At 63.3% G+C, this 15,884-nt stretch carries 12 protein-coding genes; 3 read left to right on the top strand and 9 right to left on the bottom strand.

Annotated features, from left to right (window positions below):
- Positions 1-5: 5 nt before the first annotated feature.
- The 6 genes from I6F37_RS31715 to I6F37_RS31690 all read right to left on the bottom strand — a co-directional run bounded on the left by I6F37_RS31715 (position 6) and on the right by I6F37_RS31690 (position 8,115).
- Complete coding sequence (locus I6F37_RS31715) at positions 6-1,808, bottom strand: adenine deaminase C-terminal domain-containing protein (protein ID WP_225128837.1); 1,803 nt, start codon at positions 1,806-1,808, stop codon at positions 6-8.
- A 120-nt stretch (positions 1,809-1,928) separates the two neighbouring features.
- Positions 1,929-3,428 carry a tripartite tricarboxylate transporter permease gene (locus I6F37_RS31710; RefSeq protein WP_036023341.1) on the bottom strand — a complete coding sequence of 500 codons (1,500 nt, stop codon included), beginning with the start codon at positions 3,426-3,428 and terminating at the stop codon, positions 1,929-1,931.
- Positions 3,428-3,913: a tripartite tricarboxylate transporter TctB family protein gene (locus tag I6F37_RS31705; protein WP_225153698.1), complete on the bottom strand. Its 486-nt coding sequence runs from the start codon at positions 3,911-3,913 to the stop codon at positions 3,428-3,430. The genes I6F37_RS31710 and I6F37_RS31705 overlap by 1 nt, the downstream gene beginning before the upstream one ends.
- Complete coding sequence (locus tag I6F37_RS31700; protein WP_057030060.1) at positions 3,910-4,878, bottom strand: tripartite tricarboxylate transporter substrate binding protein; 969 nt, start codon at positions 4,876-4,878, stop codon at positions 3,910-3,912. Before I6F37_RS31700 ends, I6F37_RS31705 begins: the two co-directional genes overlap by 4 nt.
- 103 nt (positions 4,879-4,981) lie before the next feature.
- Positions 4,982-5,824 carry an IclR family transcriptional regulator gene (locus tag I6F37_RS31695; protein WP_036005661.1) on the bottom strand — a complete coding sequence of 281 codons (843 nt, stop codon included), beginning with the start codon at positions 5,822-5,824 and terminating at the stop codon, positions 4,982-4,984.
- Positions 5,825-5,985: 161 nt separating this feature from the next.
- Positions 5,986-8,115, bottom strand: a complete 2,130-nt coding sequence (locus tag I6F37_RS31690; RefSeq protein ID WP_036005664.1) for an acetate--CoA ligase family protein — start codon at positions 8,113-8,115, stop codon at positions 5,986-5,988.
- A gap of 351 nt (positions 8,116-8,466) precedes the next feature.
- On the opposite strand from I6F37_RS31690, the gene I6F37_RS31685 reads away from it, so the two are divergent.
- The 3 genes from I6F37_RS31685 (at position 8,467) to frc (ending at position 12,312) form a co-directional block, all read left to right on the top strand.
- Entirely contained in the window at positions 8,467-9,162 is a 696-nt protein-coding gene (locus tag I6F37_RS31685; protein ID WP_157282741.1) for a GntR family transcriptional regulator, read from the top strand.
- Positions 9,163-9,238: 76 nt separating this feature from the next.
- A complete protein-coding gene (gene oxc, locus I6F37_RS31680; protein WP_225111776.1) occupies positions 9,239-10,972 on the top strand; it encodes an oxalyl-CoA decarboxylase in 1,734 nt (577 codons plus the stop codon).
- Between the two features lie 62 nt (positions 10,973-11,034).
- A complete protein-coding gene (gene frc / locus I6F37_RS31675; RefSeq protein ID WP_036005670.1) occupies positions 11,035-12,312 on the top strand; it encodes a formyl-CoA transferase in 1,278 nt (425 codons plus the stop codon).
- A 432-nt stretch (positions 12,313-12,744) separates the two neighbouring features.
- On the opposite strand, the gene I6F37_RS31670 is transcribed toward frc, so the two are convergent.
- From I6F37_RS31670 to I6F37_RS31660, 3 genes are all read right to left on the bottom strand, one after another.
- Complete coding sequence (locus tag I6F37_RS31670) at positions 12,745-13,308, bottom strand: group 1 truncated hemoglobin (protein ID WP_036023379.1); 564 nt, start codon at positions 13,306-13,308, stop codon at positions 12,745-12,747.
- A 204-nt stretch (positions 13,309-13,512) separates the two neighbouring features.
- Positions 13,513-14,475 (bottom strand): ABC transporter substrate-binding protein, encoded by a 963-nt coding sequence (locus tag I6F37_RS31665; RefSeq protein WP_225153696.1) that lies wholly within the window; start codon positions 14,473-14,475, stop codon positions 13,513-13,515.
- Between the two features lie 156 nt (positions 14,476-14,631).
- The gene (locus tag I6F37_RS31660) at positions 14,632-15,108 is read right to left on the bottom strand and encodes a hypothetical protein (protein ID WP_225153694.1); all 477 of its coding nucleotides are present in this window, start codon (positions 15,106-15,108) and stop codon (positions 14,632-14,634) included.
- Positions 15,109-15,884 lie beyond the last annotated feature (776 nt).

Raw genomic sequence — 15,884 nt, 5'->3', positions numbered from 1 at the left:
GCAGCTCACTCGAACAGCGGCACCAGCTGCATCTGCGGCACCAGCACGAGTCCCTTATCGGTGATGCGAATTTCCGGAATGACCGATAGCGGAATCAAATTGAAGCCCATGTACGGGATGGTGCAGCCGGCCTCGGCCCATTCCTTCTTCAGCACCTTCACCTCTTCCGCCACTTCGGTGACACGCTTGTCGGACAGGAGTCCTGCGATCGGCAGCGGAACCAGCGCCCTCACCTCGCCGTCGGCGACGACGCAGACGCCGCCCTGCCGCTCCTTGATGGCGGCGATGGCGACCTGCATGTCGCCCTCGTTGGTGCCGGCGACGATGAGATTGTGGCTGTCGTGCCCGACGCTGGAGGCGACCGCGCCGCGCTTCAGGCCGAAATCCTTCAAGAGGCCATGGGCGACGTTGCCCGCGGATTGGCCATGACGCTCGACCACCGCGACGAAGCAGAGGCCATAGCGCGCGAACAGCGACGGCCAGTCTTTTGCGGGTTCGATCGCGACCTTCTCGTGGATCAGCGTGATGCCAGGCAGCGCGGTCTTGATGGCGTTGACGGCGCAGGCCTTGGCCGGCAATTCGGGCGTCAGCTTCATGGTCTGCGGCAGCTTGACGGTCGCATAGGCTCCCTTGGGATATTGGTAGCGATGCGACAGCGCCTGATCGAGACGCGGGGTGATCTTGCCGTGCTCGACCACGAGCTCGCCACCATACCAGGTGCATTGTGGCTCGAGCTGATCGTCCATCAGCACGAGATCGGCGCGGCGGCCGCCGCCAAGCCCGCCGATATCGCCTTCCATCCCGAAGCGGGTCGCGCCATGCAGAGAGCCCATTGACCAGGCCTGCTCGGGCGACATCCCCGCCTTCACGGCTTCCCGCACGACCCAGTCGAGACCGAACAGCAGGAGATCATCGGCGTCACGATCGTCCGTGCACACGGCGGTGCGCTTGTGCGAGGCCCCGAGCTCGGTGATTGTTCGGATCGCTTGCGGCAGCGAGTGCCAGGGCGTAGTCGGCGGTCCCCCGCGCAAAAACACCCAGACGCCGGCATCGAGCAGGTCATCGGCGATGTCGCGGTCGATCGCCTCATGGGTGTCGGTGACGCCGGATGCCGCATAGGCCGCAACGAATTCGCGGCCGTAGACATGCCCGGAAACGGGACGCCCCCGCTTTAAGGCTGCGGAGAGGATGGCATGGCTGCGCTCGTCGCCCATCGTGACAGGCACGAAATCCATCTTCTCGCCAAGCGCCACCGCTTCGGGCCAGCGATCGAACAGACCGGCGATCTTGTCCGGCGTGAGGTCGCCGCCCGCCGTCTCCAGTTCAGCCGAGGTCGCGGGAACCGTGCTCGGCACGGTCAAGAAGATCGACAGCGGCGCCTCGCGCGCATCTTCCAGCATCGCCTCCACACCGGCGACGTCCATGACGTTGCCGATCTCGTGGCTGTCGCAGAAGATCGTGGTGGTGCCGTTCAGCAACGCAGCCTCGGCATAGGCGCAGGCCGTCACCATCGAGGATTCGATGTGGATGTGCGGATCGACGAGGCCGGGCGCGATGATGCCACCGGCGGCGTCATACAGCGGAACATCGCTCCAGGCTTTCTTGGCTGTGCCTGCCGGTTTCACCGCCGCGATGCGGCCGCCTGTGATCCAGACTTCCCGCCCCTGATGAATGCGCTCCGAATAGGTCGAGAGCACCCGCGCCCCCGTGACGACGAGATCCGGCGCGACGCGGGCCGACGCAACATCGGCCAAGCGCCGCGTCATGCTGTGCAGGGGAGCAACGGTGAAGCGGGTGAGTTTGGTCATCGGGGCTCTCACGGATATTGGACAGCCCAGCGATGGTTGCCCCCGACGGCGGCAGGGGCAACTCAAATAAAACGGCACCTTTGCTTACGCATTGGGCAAACTGGCCGTTGATGAGTTCCGCTAGTCCTCATTCGCCTTGAACCGCCCGAGCCCCTTCAAGACGAAGGGCGCGACCAGCGCGATCAGCGCGACGCCGAGGAGCGTCGCCGAGATCGGGCTCTGCAGCAGCGTCATGGGATCGCCGAGGCTGATCGCGAGCGCGCGGCGCAGCTGGCTTTCGGCAATCGGGCCCAGGATCAGGCCGACCACGACCGGCGCGATCGGGAAATCGAACCGGCGCATCAGGAAGCCGAGCACACCGAAGCCGGCCAGCATCGACAATTCCACCACGGACGGCTTTGCCGCGATCGTGCCCATGGTCGCGAACACGAGGATGCCGGCATAGAGCCAGGGCTGCGGGATCGCGAGCAGCCGCACCCATAGGCCGACCAGCGGCAGGTTGAGCACCAGCAGCATCATGTTGGCGATGAAAAGACTTGCGATCAGACCCCACACGAGGTCGGGCCGCTCGGCGAACAGCAGCGGGCCCGGATTGAGGCCGTATTGCTGGAAGCCCGCCAGCATCATCGCGGCGGTCGCCGAGGTCGGCAGGCCTAGCGTCAGCAGCGGCACCAGCGTGCCGGCGGCGGAGGCGTTGTTGGCGGCTTCGGGGCCGGCGACCCCTTCGATCGCGCCCTTGCCGAATTCTTCGGGATGCTTCGTCAGCCGCTTCTCGGTCGAATAGGACAGGAAGGTCGGGATCTCCGCGCCGCCGGCCGGGAGCGCACCGATCGGGAAACCGAACATGGTCCCGCGCAGCCATGGCTTCCAAGACCGCTTCCAGTCCTCCTTGGTCATCCACAGCGAGCCGCGCACCGGCTCCAGCTTCTCCTCGGTGTGGTGGCGGCGCGATGCGACGTAGAGTGCCTCGCCCACCGCGAACAGGCCGACCGCGAGCGTTGTGACTTCAACGCCGTCGAGCAATTCAGGAACGCCGAACGCAAGCCGCGCCTGACCGGTCAACTTGTCGATGCCGACGAGACCGAGCGTCAGACCGATGAACAGGCTGGTCAGGCCGCGGATTGGGGAATCGCCGAAGGTCGCCGACACCGTGACGAAGGCAACGCACATCAGCGCGAAATAATCCTCCGGACCGAAGCGCACGGCGACATCGACCAGCCATGGCGCAAGGAAAGCCAAGCCAATGGTGGCGATGGTGCCGGCGACGAAGGAACCGATTGCGGAGGTCGCAAGCGCCGGCCCGCCGCGGCCGGCCTTGGCCATCTTGTTGCCTTCGAGCGCGGTCGCCATCGAGGCGCTTTCACCCGGCGTGTTGATGAGGATCGCTGTGGTCGATCCGCCGTACATGCCGCCATAATAGATGCCGGCGAACATGATCAGCGAACCGCCGGGGTCGAGCTTGTAGGTCACTGGCAGCAGCAGCGCGACCGTCAATGCCGGGCCGATGCCGGGCAGAACGCCCACGGCCGTGCCGAGGAACACGCCGATCAGCGCGTAAAGCAGGTTCATCGGCTGGACGGCGACCGCCATGCCGTGAGCCAGCGCGGCAAAGGTATCCATCACAGCAGTCGCTCCAGCGGGCCGGCAGGCAGGCTCAGCGTCAACAACCGGTCGAACGCGAGATAGATGAGGGTCGACATCACGAGAGCGATGATGGCGTCGATGAGGATGGCACGGCGCCCGAAGGCCGCCGAGGTCGTCACGAACAGGGCCGAGGTCGCCAGGATGAAGCCGCCGCCAAAGCCGATGATGGCGATCAGCAGCGCCAGACCGACGAGGATCAGAACCACAGGCACGGGATCGGCGCTTTCGCGTGCCGGCAGATTGCCGCGCAGTGCGTCGATGAAATTGCCGATCGCAAGCAGCGCAAGGCCGCAGGCGACCACAACCGGCATCGCCTTCGGCCCCATCCCATACATCGCGGCGGATTGCAGGCCGCGCGCGTCCCAGACCAGCACGACCGCGAGCACCGCAAGCGATGCCGCGATGACGAGACCGGCGCGGTCGACGCGCCGCGGCGGCTGGACGGGATCGCCCGAGGTCATGATTTGACCAAGCCGACCGATTTCAGCACGTCGGTGACACGGGCCGTTTCCTTCTTCAGGAAGTCGGCAAAAGCATCGCCGCCGAGATAGGCATCCTCCCAGCCCTTCTGCTTGAGGATCTCTTTCCAGGCGTCAGACTTCACCATCTTCTCGACCGCATCGCTCAAGGTCTTGCGCTGCTCCGGCGTGATGCCGGGAGGCGCGACCACCGAACGCCAATTGGCGATCACGAGGTCGATGCCCTGCTCCTTGAACGTGGGGATGTCGCTGCCTGCGATGCGCTTCTCCGAGGTCACGCCGATCGCGCGCAGCTTGCCGGACTTGATCTGCCCTTCATATTCGCTGAGCCCCGAAATGCCCGCGGTGACCTTGCCGCCGAGGATCGCCGCCAGCGACTCGCCGCCGCCGGAGAACGGGATGTAATTGATCTTCTTGGCGTCGGCACCGACGGCGCCGGCGAACAAGGCCGCCATCACATGGTCGACGCCGCCGGCCGAACCGCCGGCAAAGGTGACCTTGGCGATATCGGCCTTCACCGCGGCGGCCAGATCCTGCGCAGTCTTGATCGGTGAGTTCGCGGGAACCACGATCACCTGGATTTCCTCGGTCAGGCGCGCGATCGGCGTCACCTGCTCCAGCGTCACCGGCGACTTGTTCATGGCGAGCGCGCCGACCATGACGAAGCCGTTGACCATCATCTGGTTGCCGTCGCCCTTGGCGCCGTTGACGAACTGCGCGATGCCGACGCTGCCACCTGCACCGGGAACATTGGTGACCTGCACGCTGCGGGCGACGCCCGCAGCCACCAGCGCCTGCTGCATCGAGCGCGCGGTCTGGTCCCAGCCTCCGCCCGGAGCCGCCGGCGCCATCAGCTTGAGCTCGAGCTGCTGGGCAAAACCCGGATTGGCTGCCGCGAGGGTCAACGCGACGGCTGCGCCAACAAGGCGCGCGAGAAATCGGAACATGAGGGCATCTCCAGGCTCATGCGGACGTTTGCCGCATTGTGTCGTTTGGTCGCATATCAGCCAAAACGGCCGATGCTGTCCAGTGAGATCCCCAAGAGTCCTTTTAGCGGGGCGCTGGGATCACCCCGCCAAGCGCGGCCGTCAATTCGGCCGCAACTTCCCGGACGATCTGCCCGATCTCCGGCAACCGTTCGTCGGTAACGCGGCTGGTCATGCCGGATACGGAGATCGCGGCAAGCGGTTCAGCCAGTGAGTTGTATACCACCGCGGCGACGCAGCGTAGCCCGATCTGCGCCTCCTCATCGTCAACAGCAAAGCCCTGTTTGCGGATTTTCTCGAGCTCCCTGAACAGATCGCTCGGCCGCACGATCGACTTCTCGGTCAGGCGGGGCATGCCGTGATGGCGGATGACGGCGCCGACGTCCTCGTCTGAATAGGTTGCGAGCACCGCCTTGCCGACGCCGGAGGTCACCATGGGGACGCGGCCACCGACCTTGGTCAGCGAGCGCATGATCTCGCGGCTTTCCATGCGGGTCAGCACGATGATGAATTCATCGTCGACCACGGCGAGATTGGCCGTCTCGCGGGTGAGATCGCGCAGCTTACGCAAATATGGAATTGCCTGTGCGGAGAAATTGCGTCGCCGCGCAAAGCTGGCGCCGACCGTGAAGCTGCGCACGCCGACGTGCCATTTGGATTCGCCACGGTCGAACTGCACGAAACGGCGGCTTTCGAGCGTTGCGAGCAGCCGGTGCACGGTGGACGCCGACAGGCCGGTGCGGATCGCGAGATCGCTCAGACGATAGCCTTCGTCGTCCTCGGCCAGCGTCTCGATGATCGACAGCGCGCGGTCGACCGATTGCACGCCACCGTCGCGGCTCTCGTGATCGGCCTCCGAGGCCGATTTGGGCTCGAGCGATTTGCGCCGGATCACGTTCTTGCTCATCGCGACCTGACCGTTCTCCCTCGCCCCGCTCGCGGGGAGAGGGTCGGGGTGAGGGGAGTCTCCGCAAAGACGGTGAGAGATGGATTCGTGGAGAGTCCCCTCACCCGAATTGCTTCGCAATTCGGCCTCTCCCCGCAAGCGGGGAGAGGTGAAGTCGCAGCTCAGAGCAGCCCTGCCCCGCGTGCCCACTTGTACTTGGCGCCAAGCACCTCGACCGGTAGCTCGGTCGAATAGGCGTAAGCCGGGATGCCGTTCTGATAGAGATATTCGGCGGCCTCCTCGACCTCGACGTCGCCAGCGAGCGAGGCGACCATCGGCTTCACGAAGCCCTTGGCCTCCATCTCCTTTTTCACCTCGACCATGTTGCGGGCGAACACCATCGGCGGCGTGACGATGGTGTGCCAATAGCCGAGGATCAGCGCGTGGATGCGCTCATCCGACAGGCCGAGCTTCACGGTGTTGACATAGGTGATCGGCGGTTCGCCGCCGGTGATATCCACGGGATTGCCGGCAGCACCGAACGGCGGGATGAACTTGCGGAAGGCCGCATCGAGATCCGGCGGCATCGACATCAGCGACAGGCCGTTATCGACGCAGGAGTCCGACAGCAGCACGCCCGAGCCGCCGGCACCGGTGATGATGAGAACGTTCTCGCCCTTCGGCGTCGGCAGCACCGGTACGCCGCGGGCGAATTCGAGCAACTGGCGAAGTGAGCGGGCACGGATCACGCCGGACTGCTTGAACACGTCCTCATAGATGCGATCGTTTCCGGCGAGCGCGCCGGTGTGGGACGACGCCGCCTTCGCGCCGGCCGAGGTCCGGCCGGCCTTGAGCACCACCACCGGCTTCTTCTTGGACACGCGCTTTGCGGCTTCCGCGAAGGCGCGGCCGTCCTTGAGGTCTTCGCAGTGCTGGGCGATCAGATTGGTGTTCGGGTCCTGCTCGAAGAAGGCGAGCAGATCGTCCTCGTCGATATCGGACTTGTTGCCGAGGCCGACGATCGCGGACACGCCCATCTTGGCCGAGCGCGAGAAGCCGATGATGGCCATGCCGATGCCGCCCGACTGCGACGACAGCGCCGCATGGCCCTTGACGTCGTAGGCGGTGCAGAAGGTCGCGCAGAGATTGGCGGGCGTATAATAGAAGCCGTAGATGTTCGGCCCCATCAGACGGATGTCGTACTTCTTGCCGACCTCGACGATCTCGGCCTGCAACTCCGGCGCACCGGCTTCAGCGAAGCCCGACGGGATCAGCACCGCGCCCGGAATCTTCTTCTCGCCGCATTCGGTCAGCGCTGCAGCGACGAATTTCGCGGGGATTGCGAACACCGCGACGTCGATCACACCAGGCACGTCCTTGACGCTCTTGTAGGCCTTGTAGCCGAGGATCTCGGCGGCCTTGGGATGGATCGGATAGATCTCGCCCTTGTAGCCGCCGTTGATGAGGTTCTTCATCACGGAATTGCCGATCTTGCCGTCCTCCGCGGAGGCGCCGACCACGGCGACCGCCTTCGGCTGCATGATGCGGTTCATCGCCGCGACGATCTCATCGGTCGGACGCGGCTTCGGCTTGGGCTTGTAGGCGAAGTCGACCACGATGCGGACGTCTGCGGCCGTGGCATCCTTCGGCGTCGCGAACACCGGGTTGAGGTCGAGCTCGACGATCTCAGGGAAATCGGTGACGAGCTGCGAGACCTTGACGATGACGTCGGCGAGCGCGTTGCGGTTCACCGGCTCGCCGCCGCGCACGCCTTTCAGGATCTCGTGCGCCTGGATGCCGTCGAGCATCGAGAGCGCGTCTTCCTTGGTCGCCGGCGCGAGGCGGAAGGTGATGTCCTTGAGCACCTCGACGAGCACGCCGCCGAGGCCGAAGGCGACCAGCTTGCCGAACGAGCCGTCGGTGATCGAGCCGACGATGACCTCGGTCCCGCCGGCCAACATCTGCTGCACCTGCACACCTTCGATCTTGGCATCGGACTTATATTTCTTTGCGTTGCCGAGGATGGTCTCGTAGGCCTTCTCGGCCTCCTCGGTCGTCTTGAGGCCGACGATGACGCCGCCGGCTTCGGTTTTGTGGAGAATGTCCGGCGAGACGATCTTCATCACGACGGGGAAGCCCATGGACGAAGCCATCTTGCCGGCCTCGCCCGCCGACTTGGCCACGCCCTCCTTCGGCACCGGAATGCCGTAGGCGTCGCAGACCAGCTTGCCTTCCGGGGCCGTCAGGCTGGTGCGATTGTCCGCCTTGACCTGGTCAAGCACCTTGCGGACGGCATCTTTGGAATTGGACATGTGGCTTCTCCCTTGACCTCAGTTCGTTCTTTTCAAAGCGCGCGCGTGTTTGCGGCTGCCCATGATGCTTGCCATTCGCCGCGCTCTGTTCCATGCGGCGGTACGGAGTGGCATAAGCCTCAGGACTACTCCGCCGGCATGGATCAAAAATGGCTGGCGATGGCATTTGGTATGCCAGAAGCCAACTTGTCAAGCTGGTGCATGGCCTAGAAGGCCGCAAAAAATAGGCAGCTTGACATTCTGGCATGTGGTATGCCAAAAACTTTCCAGTTAATATTCCTGTAAAAGACGACTCCCCACTGGAGGAGATTCGTCGTGTCACTACGGAAACCAACCAAGGCATTGCCGAACATGGCCGAGGCAGACATCGCAATCGTTCGTATTGCCCCGGAGAGCAGCTTCAAGAACAAGGCGTATGACGCCTTGAAGGAAGCCATCCTCAAGATGGACATCTACTCGACGCCCGAGCCGGTGATGCTCGACGAGCGCGCATTGTCTGAGAGGCTTGGCGTCAGCCGCACGCCGATCCGCGAGGCCATCGCGATGCTGGAGCAGGACGGTTTCGTGAAGACCGTGCCCCGCCGCGGCATCATGGTGGTGCGCAGGACCAAGAGCGAGATCGTCGACATGATCCGCGCCTGGGCGGCGCTGGAGAGCATGGCCGCGCGTCTCATCACCACCACCGCGCGCAAGAAGGACATCACGGCGCTGCGCGACTATTTCAAGGATTTCGGCAAGGACCGACTGCCCGAGGATCACGTCGAGGAATATTCGCGCGCCAACATCGCCTTCCACCAGGCGCTGATCTCGCTGTCGGAATCCCCCGTGCTGGTCGATCTCACCAACGACCTCCTCTTGCACGTGCGCGGCTATCGCCAGCTGACCATCGGACGCAAGGACCGCACCGCGACGTCACTGCCCGAGCATCTCGGCATCATCGAAGCGCTGGAAGCGCGCGACACCGAGCTTGCCGAGAAGCGCGCCCGCGATCACACCCTCGGCCTTGCCGCTTACGTCGAAGCGCACGGCCAAGAACTGTTTACGTAACTGTTCACTTAAGCAACGTTCACCAGAAGGGCGAACAATTCGCCCCAACGACCTTGAGACCAGGGAGACAAGGCCCATGCTGAATACCGCGACCAAGTCCGAAGCACCGGGCACCGAGCAGGAACTGACGGATGGCTTCCATCTCGTCATCGACGCGCTCAAGCTGAACGGCATCAACACCATCTATAATGTGCCGGGCATCCCGATCACGGATTTGGGCCGCATGGCGCAGGCCGCGGGTATTCGCGTGATCTCGTTCCGTCACGAGCAGAACGCCGGCTACGCCGCCGGCATCGCCGGCTATCTCACCAAGAAGCCCGGCGTCTGCCTCACGGTGTCGGCGCCCGGCTTCCTCAATGGTCTCACCGCCCTCGCCCACGCCACCACCAATTGCTATCCGATGATCCTGGTCTCCGGCTCTTCCGAGCGCGAGATCGTCGACCTCCAGCAGGGCGACTACGAGGAGATGGACCAGCTTGCGATCGCAAAGCCGCTGTGCAAGGCGGCCTATCGCGTGCTGCACGCCCAGGACATCGGCATCGGCTTCGCCCGCGCCATCCGCGCTGCGGTCTCAGGCCGTCCGGGCGGCGTCTATCTCGACCTGCCGGCAAAACTGTTCGGCCAAGTCATGAACGCCGAGGCCGGCCAGAAGTCGCTGGTCAAGGTGATCGACGCGGCGCCCGCGCAGATCCCCTCGCCCGCGTCCGTGAAGCGCGCGCTCGACGTGCTCAAGAGCGCCAAGCGCCCCCTCATCATCCTCGGCAAGGGCGCGGCCTACGCGCAGGCCGATGAGGAGATCAAGAGCTTCGTCGAGAAGAGCGGCGTTCCGTTCCTGCCCATGAGCATGGCCAAGGGCCTGCTCCCCGACACCCATCCGCAATGCGCCGGCGCCGCCCGCTCGACGGTGCTGAAGGACTCCGACGTCGTCATGCTGATCGGCGCGCGGCTGAACTGGCTGCTGTCGCACGGCAAGGGCAAGAGCTGGGGCGAGGCGCCGAAGAAGTTCATCCAGGTCGACATCGAGCCGAAGGAGATGGATTCCAACGTCGAGATCGTCGCGCCCGTCGTCGGCGACATCGGCTCGGTCGTCTCCGCCTTCAACCAGGCGATGGGATCATCCTGGACCGCCCCGCCGGCCGAATGGACCAAGGCGGTCTCGTCCAAGCGCGAAGAGAACGTCGCCAAGATGGCGCCGAAGCTCATGAACAACAAATCGCCGATGGATTATCACGGCGCGCTCGGTGTGCTGAAGAACGTCATCAAGGACTATCCCGAGGCGATCCTCGTCAACGAAGGCGCCAACACACTCGACCTCGCCCGCGGCGTCATCGACATGTACAAGCCCCGCAAGCGTCTCGACGTCGGCACCTGGGGCGTGATGGGCATCGGCATGGGCCAGGCGATCGCGGCCGCGCTCGAGACCGGCCACCCCGTGCTAGCGGTGGAAGGCGACTCGGCGTTCGGCTTCTCCGGCATGGAGGTCGAGACCATCTGCCGCTACAATTTGCCGATCTGCGTCGTCATCTTCAACAATGACGGCATCTATCGCGGCACCGACGTCAACGGCGCCAACTCCGATCCGGCAACGACCGTGTTCGTCAAGGGCGCGCGCTACGACAAGATGATGGAAGCCTTCGGCGGCGTCGGCGTCAACGCGACCTCGCCGGACGAGCTGAAGCGTGCCGTCAACGACGCCATGAAGTCCGGTAAGCCGACGCTCATCAACGCCGTGATCGATCCGGCCGCCGGCTCGGAGAGCGGCCGCATCGGCAACCTCAATCCACAGAGCGTTCTGCAGAAGAAGAAGTAAGTCCACCCCTCAACCCTTATTCCCTGCCGGGTGCAGGGGCAGACAGAGTACGGAGCAATACGATGACCAAAGCGCTCGAGGGCGTTCGCATTCTCGACTTCACCCACGTCCAGTCAGGACCGACCTGCACGCAGCTGCTGGCCTGGTTCGGCGCCGACGTGATCAAGGTGGAACGCCCGGGCGTGGGTGACATCACCCGCGGCCAGCTGCAGGACATCCCGAACGTGGACAGCCTGTATTTCACCATGCTCAACCACAACAAGCGCTCGATCACGCTCGACACCAAAAACCCCAAGGGCAAGGAAGTCCTCACCGAGTTGATCAAGAAGTGCGACGTGCTGGTGGAGAATTTCGGCCCCGGCGTGCTCGACCGCATGGGCTTTCCTTGGGAGAAGATCCAGGCGATCAACCCGAAGATGATCGTCGCCTCGATCAAGGGTTTTGGCCCCGGACCGTATGAAGACTGCAAGGTCTATGAGAACGTCGCCCAGTGCACCGGCGGCGCCGCCTCCACCACCGGCTTCCGCGACGGCGTCCCGCTCGTCACCGGCGCGCAGATCGGCGATAGCGGCACCGGCCTGCACCTCGCGCTCGGCATCGTCACCGCGCTCTACCAGCGCACCCACAGCGGCAAGGGCCAGCGCGTCACTGCCGCGATGCAGGACGGCGTGCTCAACCTCTGCCGCGTCAAGCTGCGCGACCAGCAGCGCCTCGCCCACGGCCCGCTGAAGGAATACAGCCAGTTCGGCGAAGGCGTGCCGTTCGGCGACGCCGTGCCGCGCGCCGGCAACGATTCCGGCGGCGGCCAGCCCGGCCGCATTCTGAAGTGCAAGGGCTGGGAGACCGATCCCAACGCCTACATCTACTTCATCACCCAGGCCCCGGTCTGGGAGAAGATCTGCGATGTGATCGGCGAACCCACCTGGAAGACCGATCCGAACTACGCCAAGCCGGCGGCGCGCCTGCCGCGCCTCAACGAGATCTTCGCCCGCATCGAGCAGTGGACGATGACGAAGACAAAGTTCGAGGCGATGGAGATCCTCAACAAGGACGACATCCCCTGCGGCCCGATCCTGTCGATGAAGGAGATCGCGGAAGACCAGTCGCTGCGCGCCACCGGCACCGTGGTCGAGGTCGACCACCCCACCCGCGGCAAGTACGTCTCGGTCGGCAACCCGATCAAGCTGTCGGATAGCCCGGCAGACGTGACGCGATCGCCGCTGCTCGGCGAGCACACCGACGAGATCCTGCGCTCGGTGCTCGGCTTCAGCGATCACCAGGTCGCCGAGATCCACAAGTCCGGCGCGCTCGACCCGCCGCAGAAGCAGGCCGCGGAGTAAGCGGACCACATTTCACGAGACCAAAGGGGCCGTCCGAAGGGGCGGCCCCTTTTGCTTGTGAAGGCGTGCAATCGCAGGCTCAAAATCAAAACTGGAAAACAACCCCATGCACAGTAGCCATCCCATTGGCACACAACGATATTTCTGATTCGACGAAAAAATTCTGACCCGTCGGGCAAAACAGGGGTATTATGCCATCGTGGCTATCATGCCGGGAGCGCACATCAGGCGCTGGCTGCTGCACATCGGAGCGGATCCCGACCACACGCTGTTCGCGGAAGGGGCTGCAGAGATCTGGAGTCCAAGGGCGCTTATCGGACGTCAGCCCGAGGGACGTCAGCATGGGCCACAACTGGACGGATCGCGGCGCGATCCAACGTGCCCGCCCAGCCGGAGCCAGTCGGTGCTAGCGAAGACCGGGAAGATCACCCTTCAGCCGCGCTTGCCGACCGTCGCAGACCCGGCGGTAACCTCGTCCTTGTGCGCGGCAAACGCAGCCAGCACCTCGGCTTTCTCGCGCTTAGGGACCTTGGCAAAGTCGAGGCTCCGCCCGAGTTCCGCCGCGACCTCATCGAACTCTGCCGGAGATATTCTGAGATTGCGGTGCGCTTCCTCAAGTCCGAGCGGCGTCGCGCCAGGCTTGGTGGCCGCGAACTTAAGGGGCCCGCCCGAAACGTCGCAGACCCACAGCGTCCGCATGAACTTGAGGCCCGGCAACCTTGTCAGGTTCTTGGTGTGCCATTCTCGTAGTTGCGGATTCTTGGACTTCTGGCCCACGACGGGATTCTTCACGACAGCGTCGCTGAAGTGATCCACCACGGCCGCAATAGCAAAAACGCCGCCCAGCCGCTCATACAGACTTTTCTCAGGCGAGGTTTGCTGGGCCTGCGCGTATGCCTTACTCGCTCCCTGCAATGCAGTCGTCGGGGCGGCGGTCAGCGCCATTCCTGCGACCATGCTTCGTCGTGTGATGGAAGTCGGAATAAATTGTACCATGGTCACCTCCTCTGGTGAGGCAACAGGATAATCCGTTGGGAGCATGCAGCCGGTCAGAATTCGTCACTTTCTTCCGGCATTAAATTTTAGGTCGATGGATTAAGATGGAAGCGTCGGGGTTACACGCTAAGAACGATTCACCGCACATTGGCTTGTGTGGCCGCCCGGGACGTCTGCGATGGGCCACAAGCGGAAGTCGGCTCTCTATTCGATAACTTCATCGGCGCGGGCTAGGAGGCTTTCAGGTAATTCCAAGCCGAGCACCCTCGCGGTGTTGCGGTTGATGATGAATTCGAATTCGGTCGGAGCTTGCACTGGCAGGTCTGCCGGATTGGCGCCGCGCAAAATTCGATCAACGTAGGATGCCGCGCCTGCATATATTTTATTGAGGTTTACTCCATACGAAACAAGACCCCCTACATCGCAGAATAGTCGTAGGAAGTAGATCGCGGGCAACCTGCACTTAGCAACAAGCGCGGTCATTTCCTTCCGTCGTGCGGCAGTCAGTGCGTCAGGTAGAAAAACAAGACCAGCGTTCCGCGTGTCTTGGAGAGATACGATTAGCCGTTCGATGCTGGAGCTATCGCCGTGGGGCGTCTCCACCGAAACCACTCCGGAGGTTTGTGCGACGGCCTTTATCGAAGCGAGAAACGCAGCAGAGTTATTCCCTAGTTCTGGGTTGTAGACAACGCCGATCCGCTCAATCTGCGGCGCGATTTCCTTCAGCAGGGAGACCCACTTACCCCCGAGAGATGGTACAAAGGCAGTGAACCCGGTAACATTACGACCGGGCCGCGCGAAAGTCTCGACATAGCGCATTCCAATCGGATCGCTGACCATCGCGAATACGGTCGGGATATTAGACCCCTCAGCTTGCAGTGACGCCATCGACGTGTTGGTAACCGCGAACAAGACATCAGGCTTCAACGAGATCAATTCGCGCGCGCACTTGCGGCTCTCCTCAGTATCGCCATCGCTTATGCAATAGTCTATGAGCAGGTTCTGACCCAACAGCCATCCTTTCTCCTTCAATACTCTTTCGAGAATCGGCCTGCTTAGAGGGCTAGCTAGGAGCGCACCCACGCGGCGGACTTGGGCCTGAGCCCCCGCAGTATATGGGAGGATTGCTACGGCACCGCTGAAGGCTATGAATTCCCGCCGTCGCATGCGTCGCTCCCTCTAGGGATCACGCCTGTGGGAAGATCAGCTTAGCACTTTTTTCGTGAGACCGGGTGCAATGACTGCTTCGGGTCAAAAGCTGCTGTCGAACACGAAGCCGCAATAGGTCTGCCAAGGGCCAGAAGCGGAAGAAGTACAGCCGAACTAATCAGGTATTCCCCAGGTGGCACGCACAAATAAACGGGCCGGCGGCAGCACGGAGGCGAGGTCAACTGGGGCGCGGTCCGGCTTAATTGCAATCAGATCGTAGCTCGCACCATGGTCGCTCGTCGTGTCCCTTAGCATTACACCGTCCGCGGTGTCCCGCGTCAGGGTCGCCGGTGCGGGATCAACGATGACGGCGGCGCGAATGCGCGCGTCCTGTATCGGCTCGGGCGGCGTCTCGCCGTTGTGAGGCTGTGCGCACATGCCGGTCGTCTCCTTGCAGAGGCTGGCGACCCTGGCGAAATCCGGCTTGATCCCCATCAGCACGAGGCCGGTCGCCCCGCCGAGCGAGAACCGACGAAGCCGACCCTCGCAGGATCGATCAAGGCCCTGTCCTTCGCATTGACTGGTGGCGGCCTGCGCGCACGCCTCGTCCTTCGAGACGGCGCTCACGCGCCTCCTCAGGATGAGGTTCATCGGCGTCCGTGCTCGTTGGCTATCTCGACCGGCTCAATGCGCCGACACCCTGGTCGACAAAGATGATGCCGCATCATCTCTGCATGCTGCGCAGCCAGTGCCGGATCGCCGCGAGCTTTGGCGGCGGCATCGCAGGCTCGCGAGGCGCAAGGACGTCAGCGACAAGCCAATACGCGACTTTCACTGACTGTCACTCCTCTCAGGGGTGCCCACGCAAAAGGACCACGAACAGCGTCGCAGAAAGCACGCTAGCCAGAGCAGCGTCACGACAACAGTGGCGAAGTGCCAATCTATGTCGCGGCGTCTGGCGCGCATTTGTGTTTCCAGCGGGTGGTCAGAGGTCCGGGCGAACGCGACGTATGCACAGCGCAGGCGAGTCGCTCCGCCTCTTCGACCTTGAGGCGGAGTTCTTCTAGTTCTGCAAGTTGGGAAGAGAGTTCGTTCAGCCGTTCGACAAACACAATCGTGCGGTGGTTCTGCATCGACGCCCTCGCCACAAGACTTGAACGGTCTAAGAGTAGAGAAGAGGAAGTGCGCAGCTCATTAAGATAAGTGAATCGGGGGTTGCGCCAAAAGACCTCTAGCCCGATTCAGGCTCAAACCCGTCCACTCCCTCAGGAACTCTCAGAGAGCGGAAAAAAGCGACACATGAAGTGGACCCCGGGAGCAGGACCACTGACGCCGCCTTCTTAGTTGGAACTCTCGCCGCTCCGATTTTCTGATATGAGGCCGCGAGGGCCTCTGTCTGCGTCTGTTGTTGAGGTTGTGGGCATGTG

Origin of the sequence: Bradyrhizobium sp. NBAIM08 (genome assembly GCF_020193935.1) — a bacterium.
Taxonomy (GTDB): Bacteria; Pseudomonadota; Alphaproteobacteria; order Rhizobiales; family Xanthobacteraceae; genus Bradyrhizobium; species Bradyrhizobium yuanmingense.
Note: the sequence above shows the minus strand (reverse complement) of the source record. Positions and strands in the feature narration are given on the sequence as shown.

Excerpts from the sequence above, each read along its gene's own strand:
- frc (WP_036005670.1), top strand. The coding sequence starts at position 11,035 with ATGACCAAAGCGCTCGAGGGCGTTCGCATTCTCGACTTCACCCACGTC.
- I6F37_RS31700 (WP_057030060.1), bottom strand. The coding sequence starts at position 4,878 with ATGTTCCGATTTCTCGCGCGCCTTGTTGGCGCAGCCGTCGCGTTGACC.
- oxc (WP_225111776.1), top strand. The coding sequence starts at position 9,239 with ATGCTGAATACCGCGACCAAGTCCGAAGCACCGGGCACCGAGCAGGAA.
- I6F37_RS31670 (WP_036023379.1), bottom strand. The coding sequence starts at position 13,308 with ATGGTACAATTTATTCCGACTTCCATCACACGACGAAGCATGGTCGCA.
- I6F37_RS31715 (WP_225128837.1), bottom strand. The coding sequence starts at position 1,808 with ATGACCAAACTCACCCGCTTCACCGTTGCTCCCCTGCACAGCATGACG.
- I6F37_RS31690 (WP_036005664.1), bottom strand. The coding sequence starts at position 8,115 with ATGTCCAATTCCAAAGATGCCGTCCGCAAGGTGCTTGACCAGGTCAAG.
- I6F37_RS31685 (WP_157282741.1), top strand. The coding sequence starts at position 8,467 with ATGGCCGAGGCAGACATCGCAATCGTTCGTATTGCCCCGGAGAGCAGC.
- I6F37_RS31695 (WP_036005661.1), bottom strand. The coding sequence starts at position 5,824 with ATGAGCAAGAACGTGATCCGGCGCAAATCGCTCGAGCCCAAATCGGCC.
- I6F37_RS31705 (WP_225153698.1), bottom strand. The coding sequence starts at position 3,913 with ATGACCTCGGGCGATCCCGTCCAGCCGCCGCGGCGCGTCGACCGCGCC.
- I6F37_RS31710 (WP_036023341.1), bottom strand. The coding sequence starts at position 3,428 with ATGGATACCTTTGCCGCGCTGGCTCACGGCATGGCGGTCGCCGTCCAG.
- I6F37_RS31665 (WP_225153696.1), bottom strand. The coding sequence starts at position 14,475 with ATGCGACGGCGGGAATTCATAGCCTTCAGCGGTGCCGTAGCAATCCTC.
- I6F37_RS31660 (WP_225153694.1), bottom strand. The coding sequence starts at position 15,108 with ATGAACCTCATCCTGAGGAGGCGCGTGAGCGCCGTCTCGAAGGACGAG.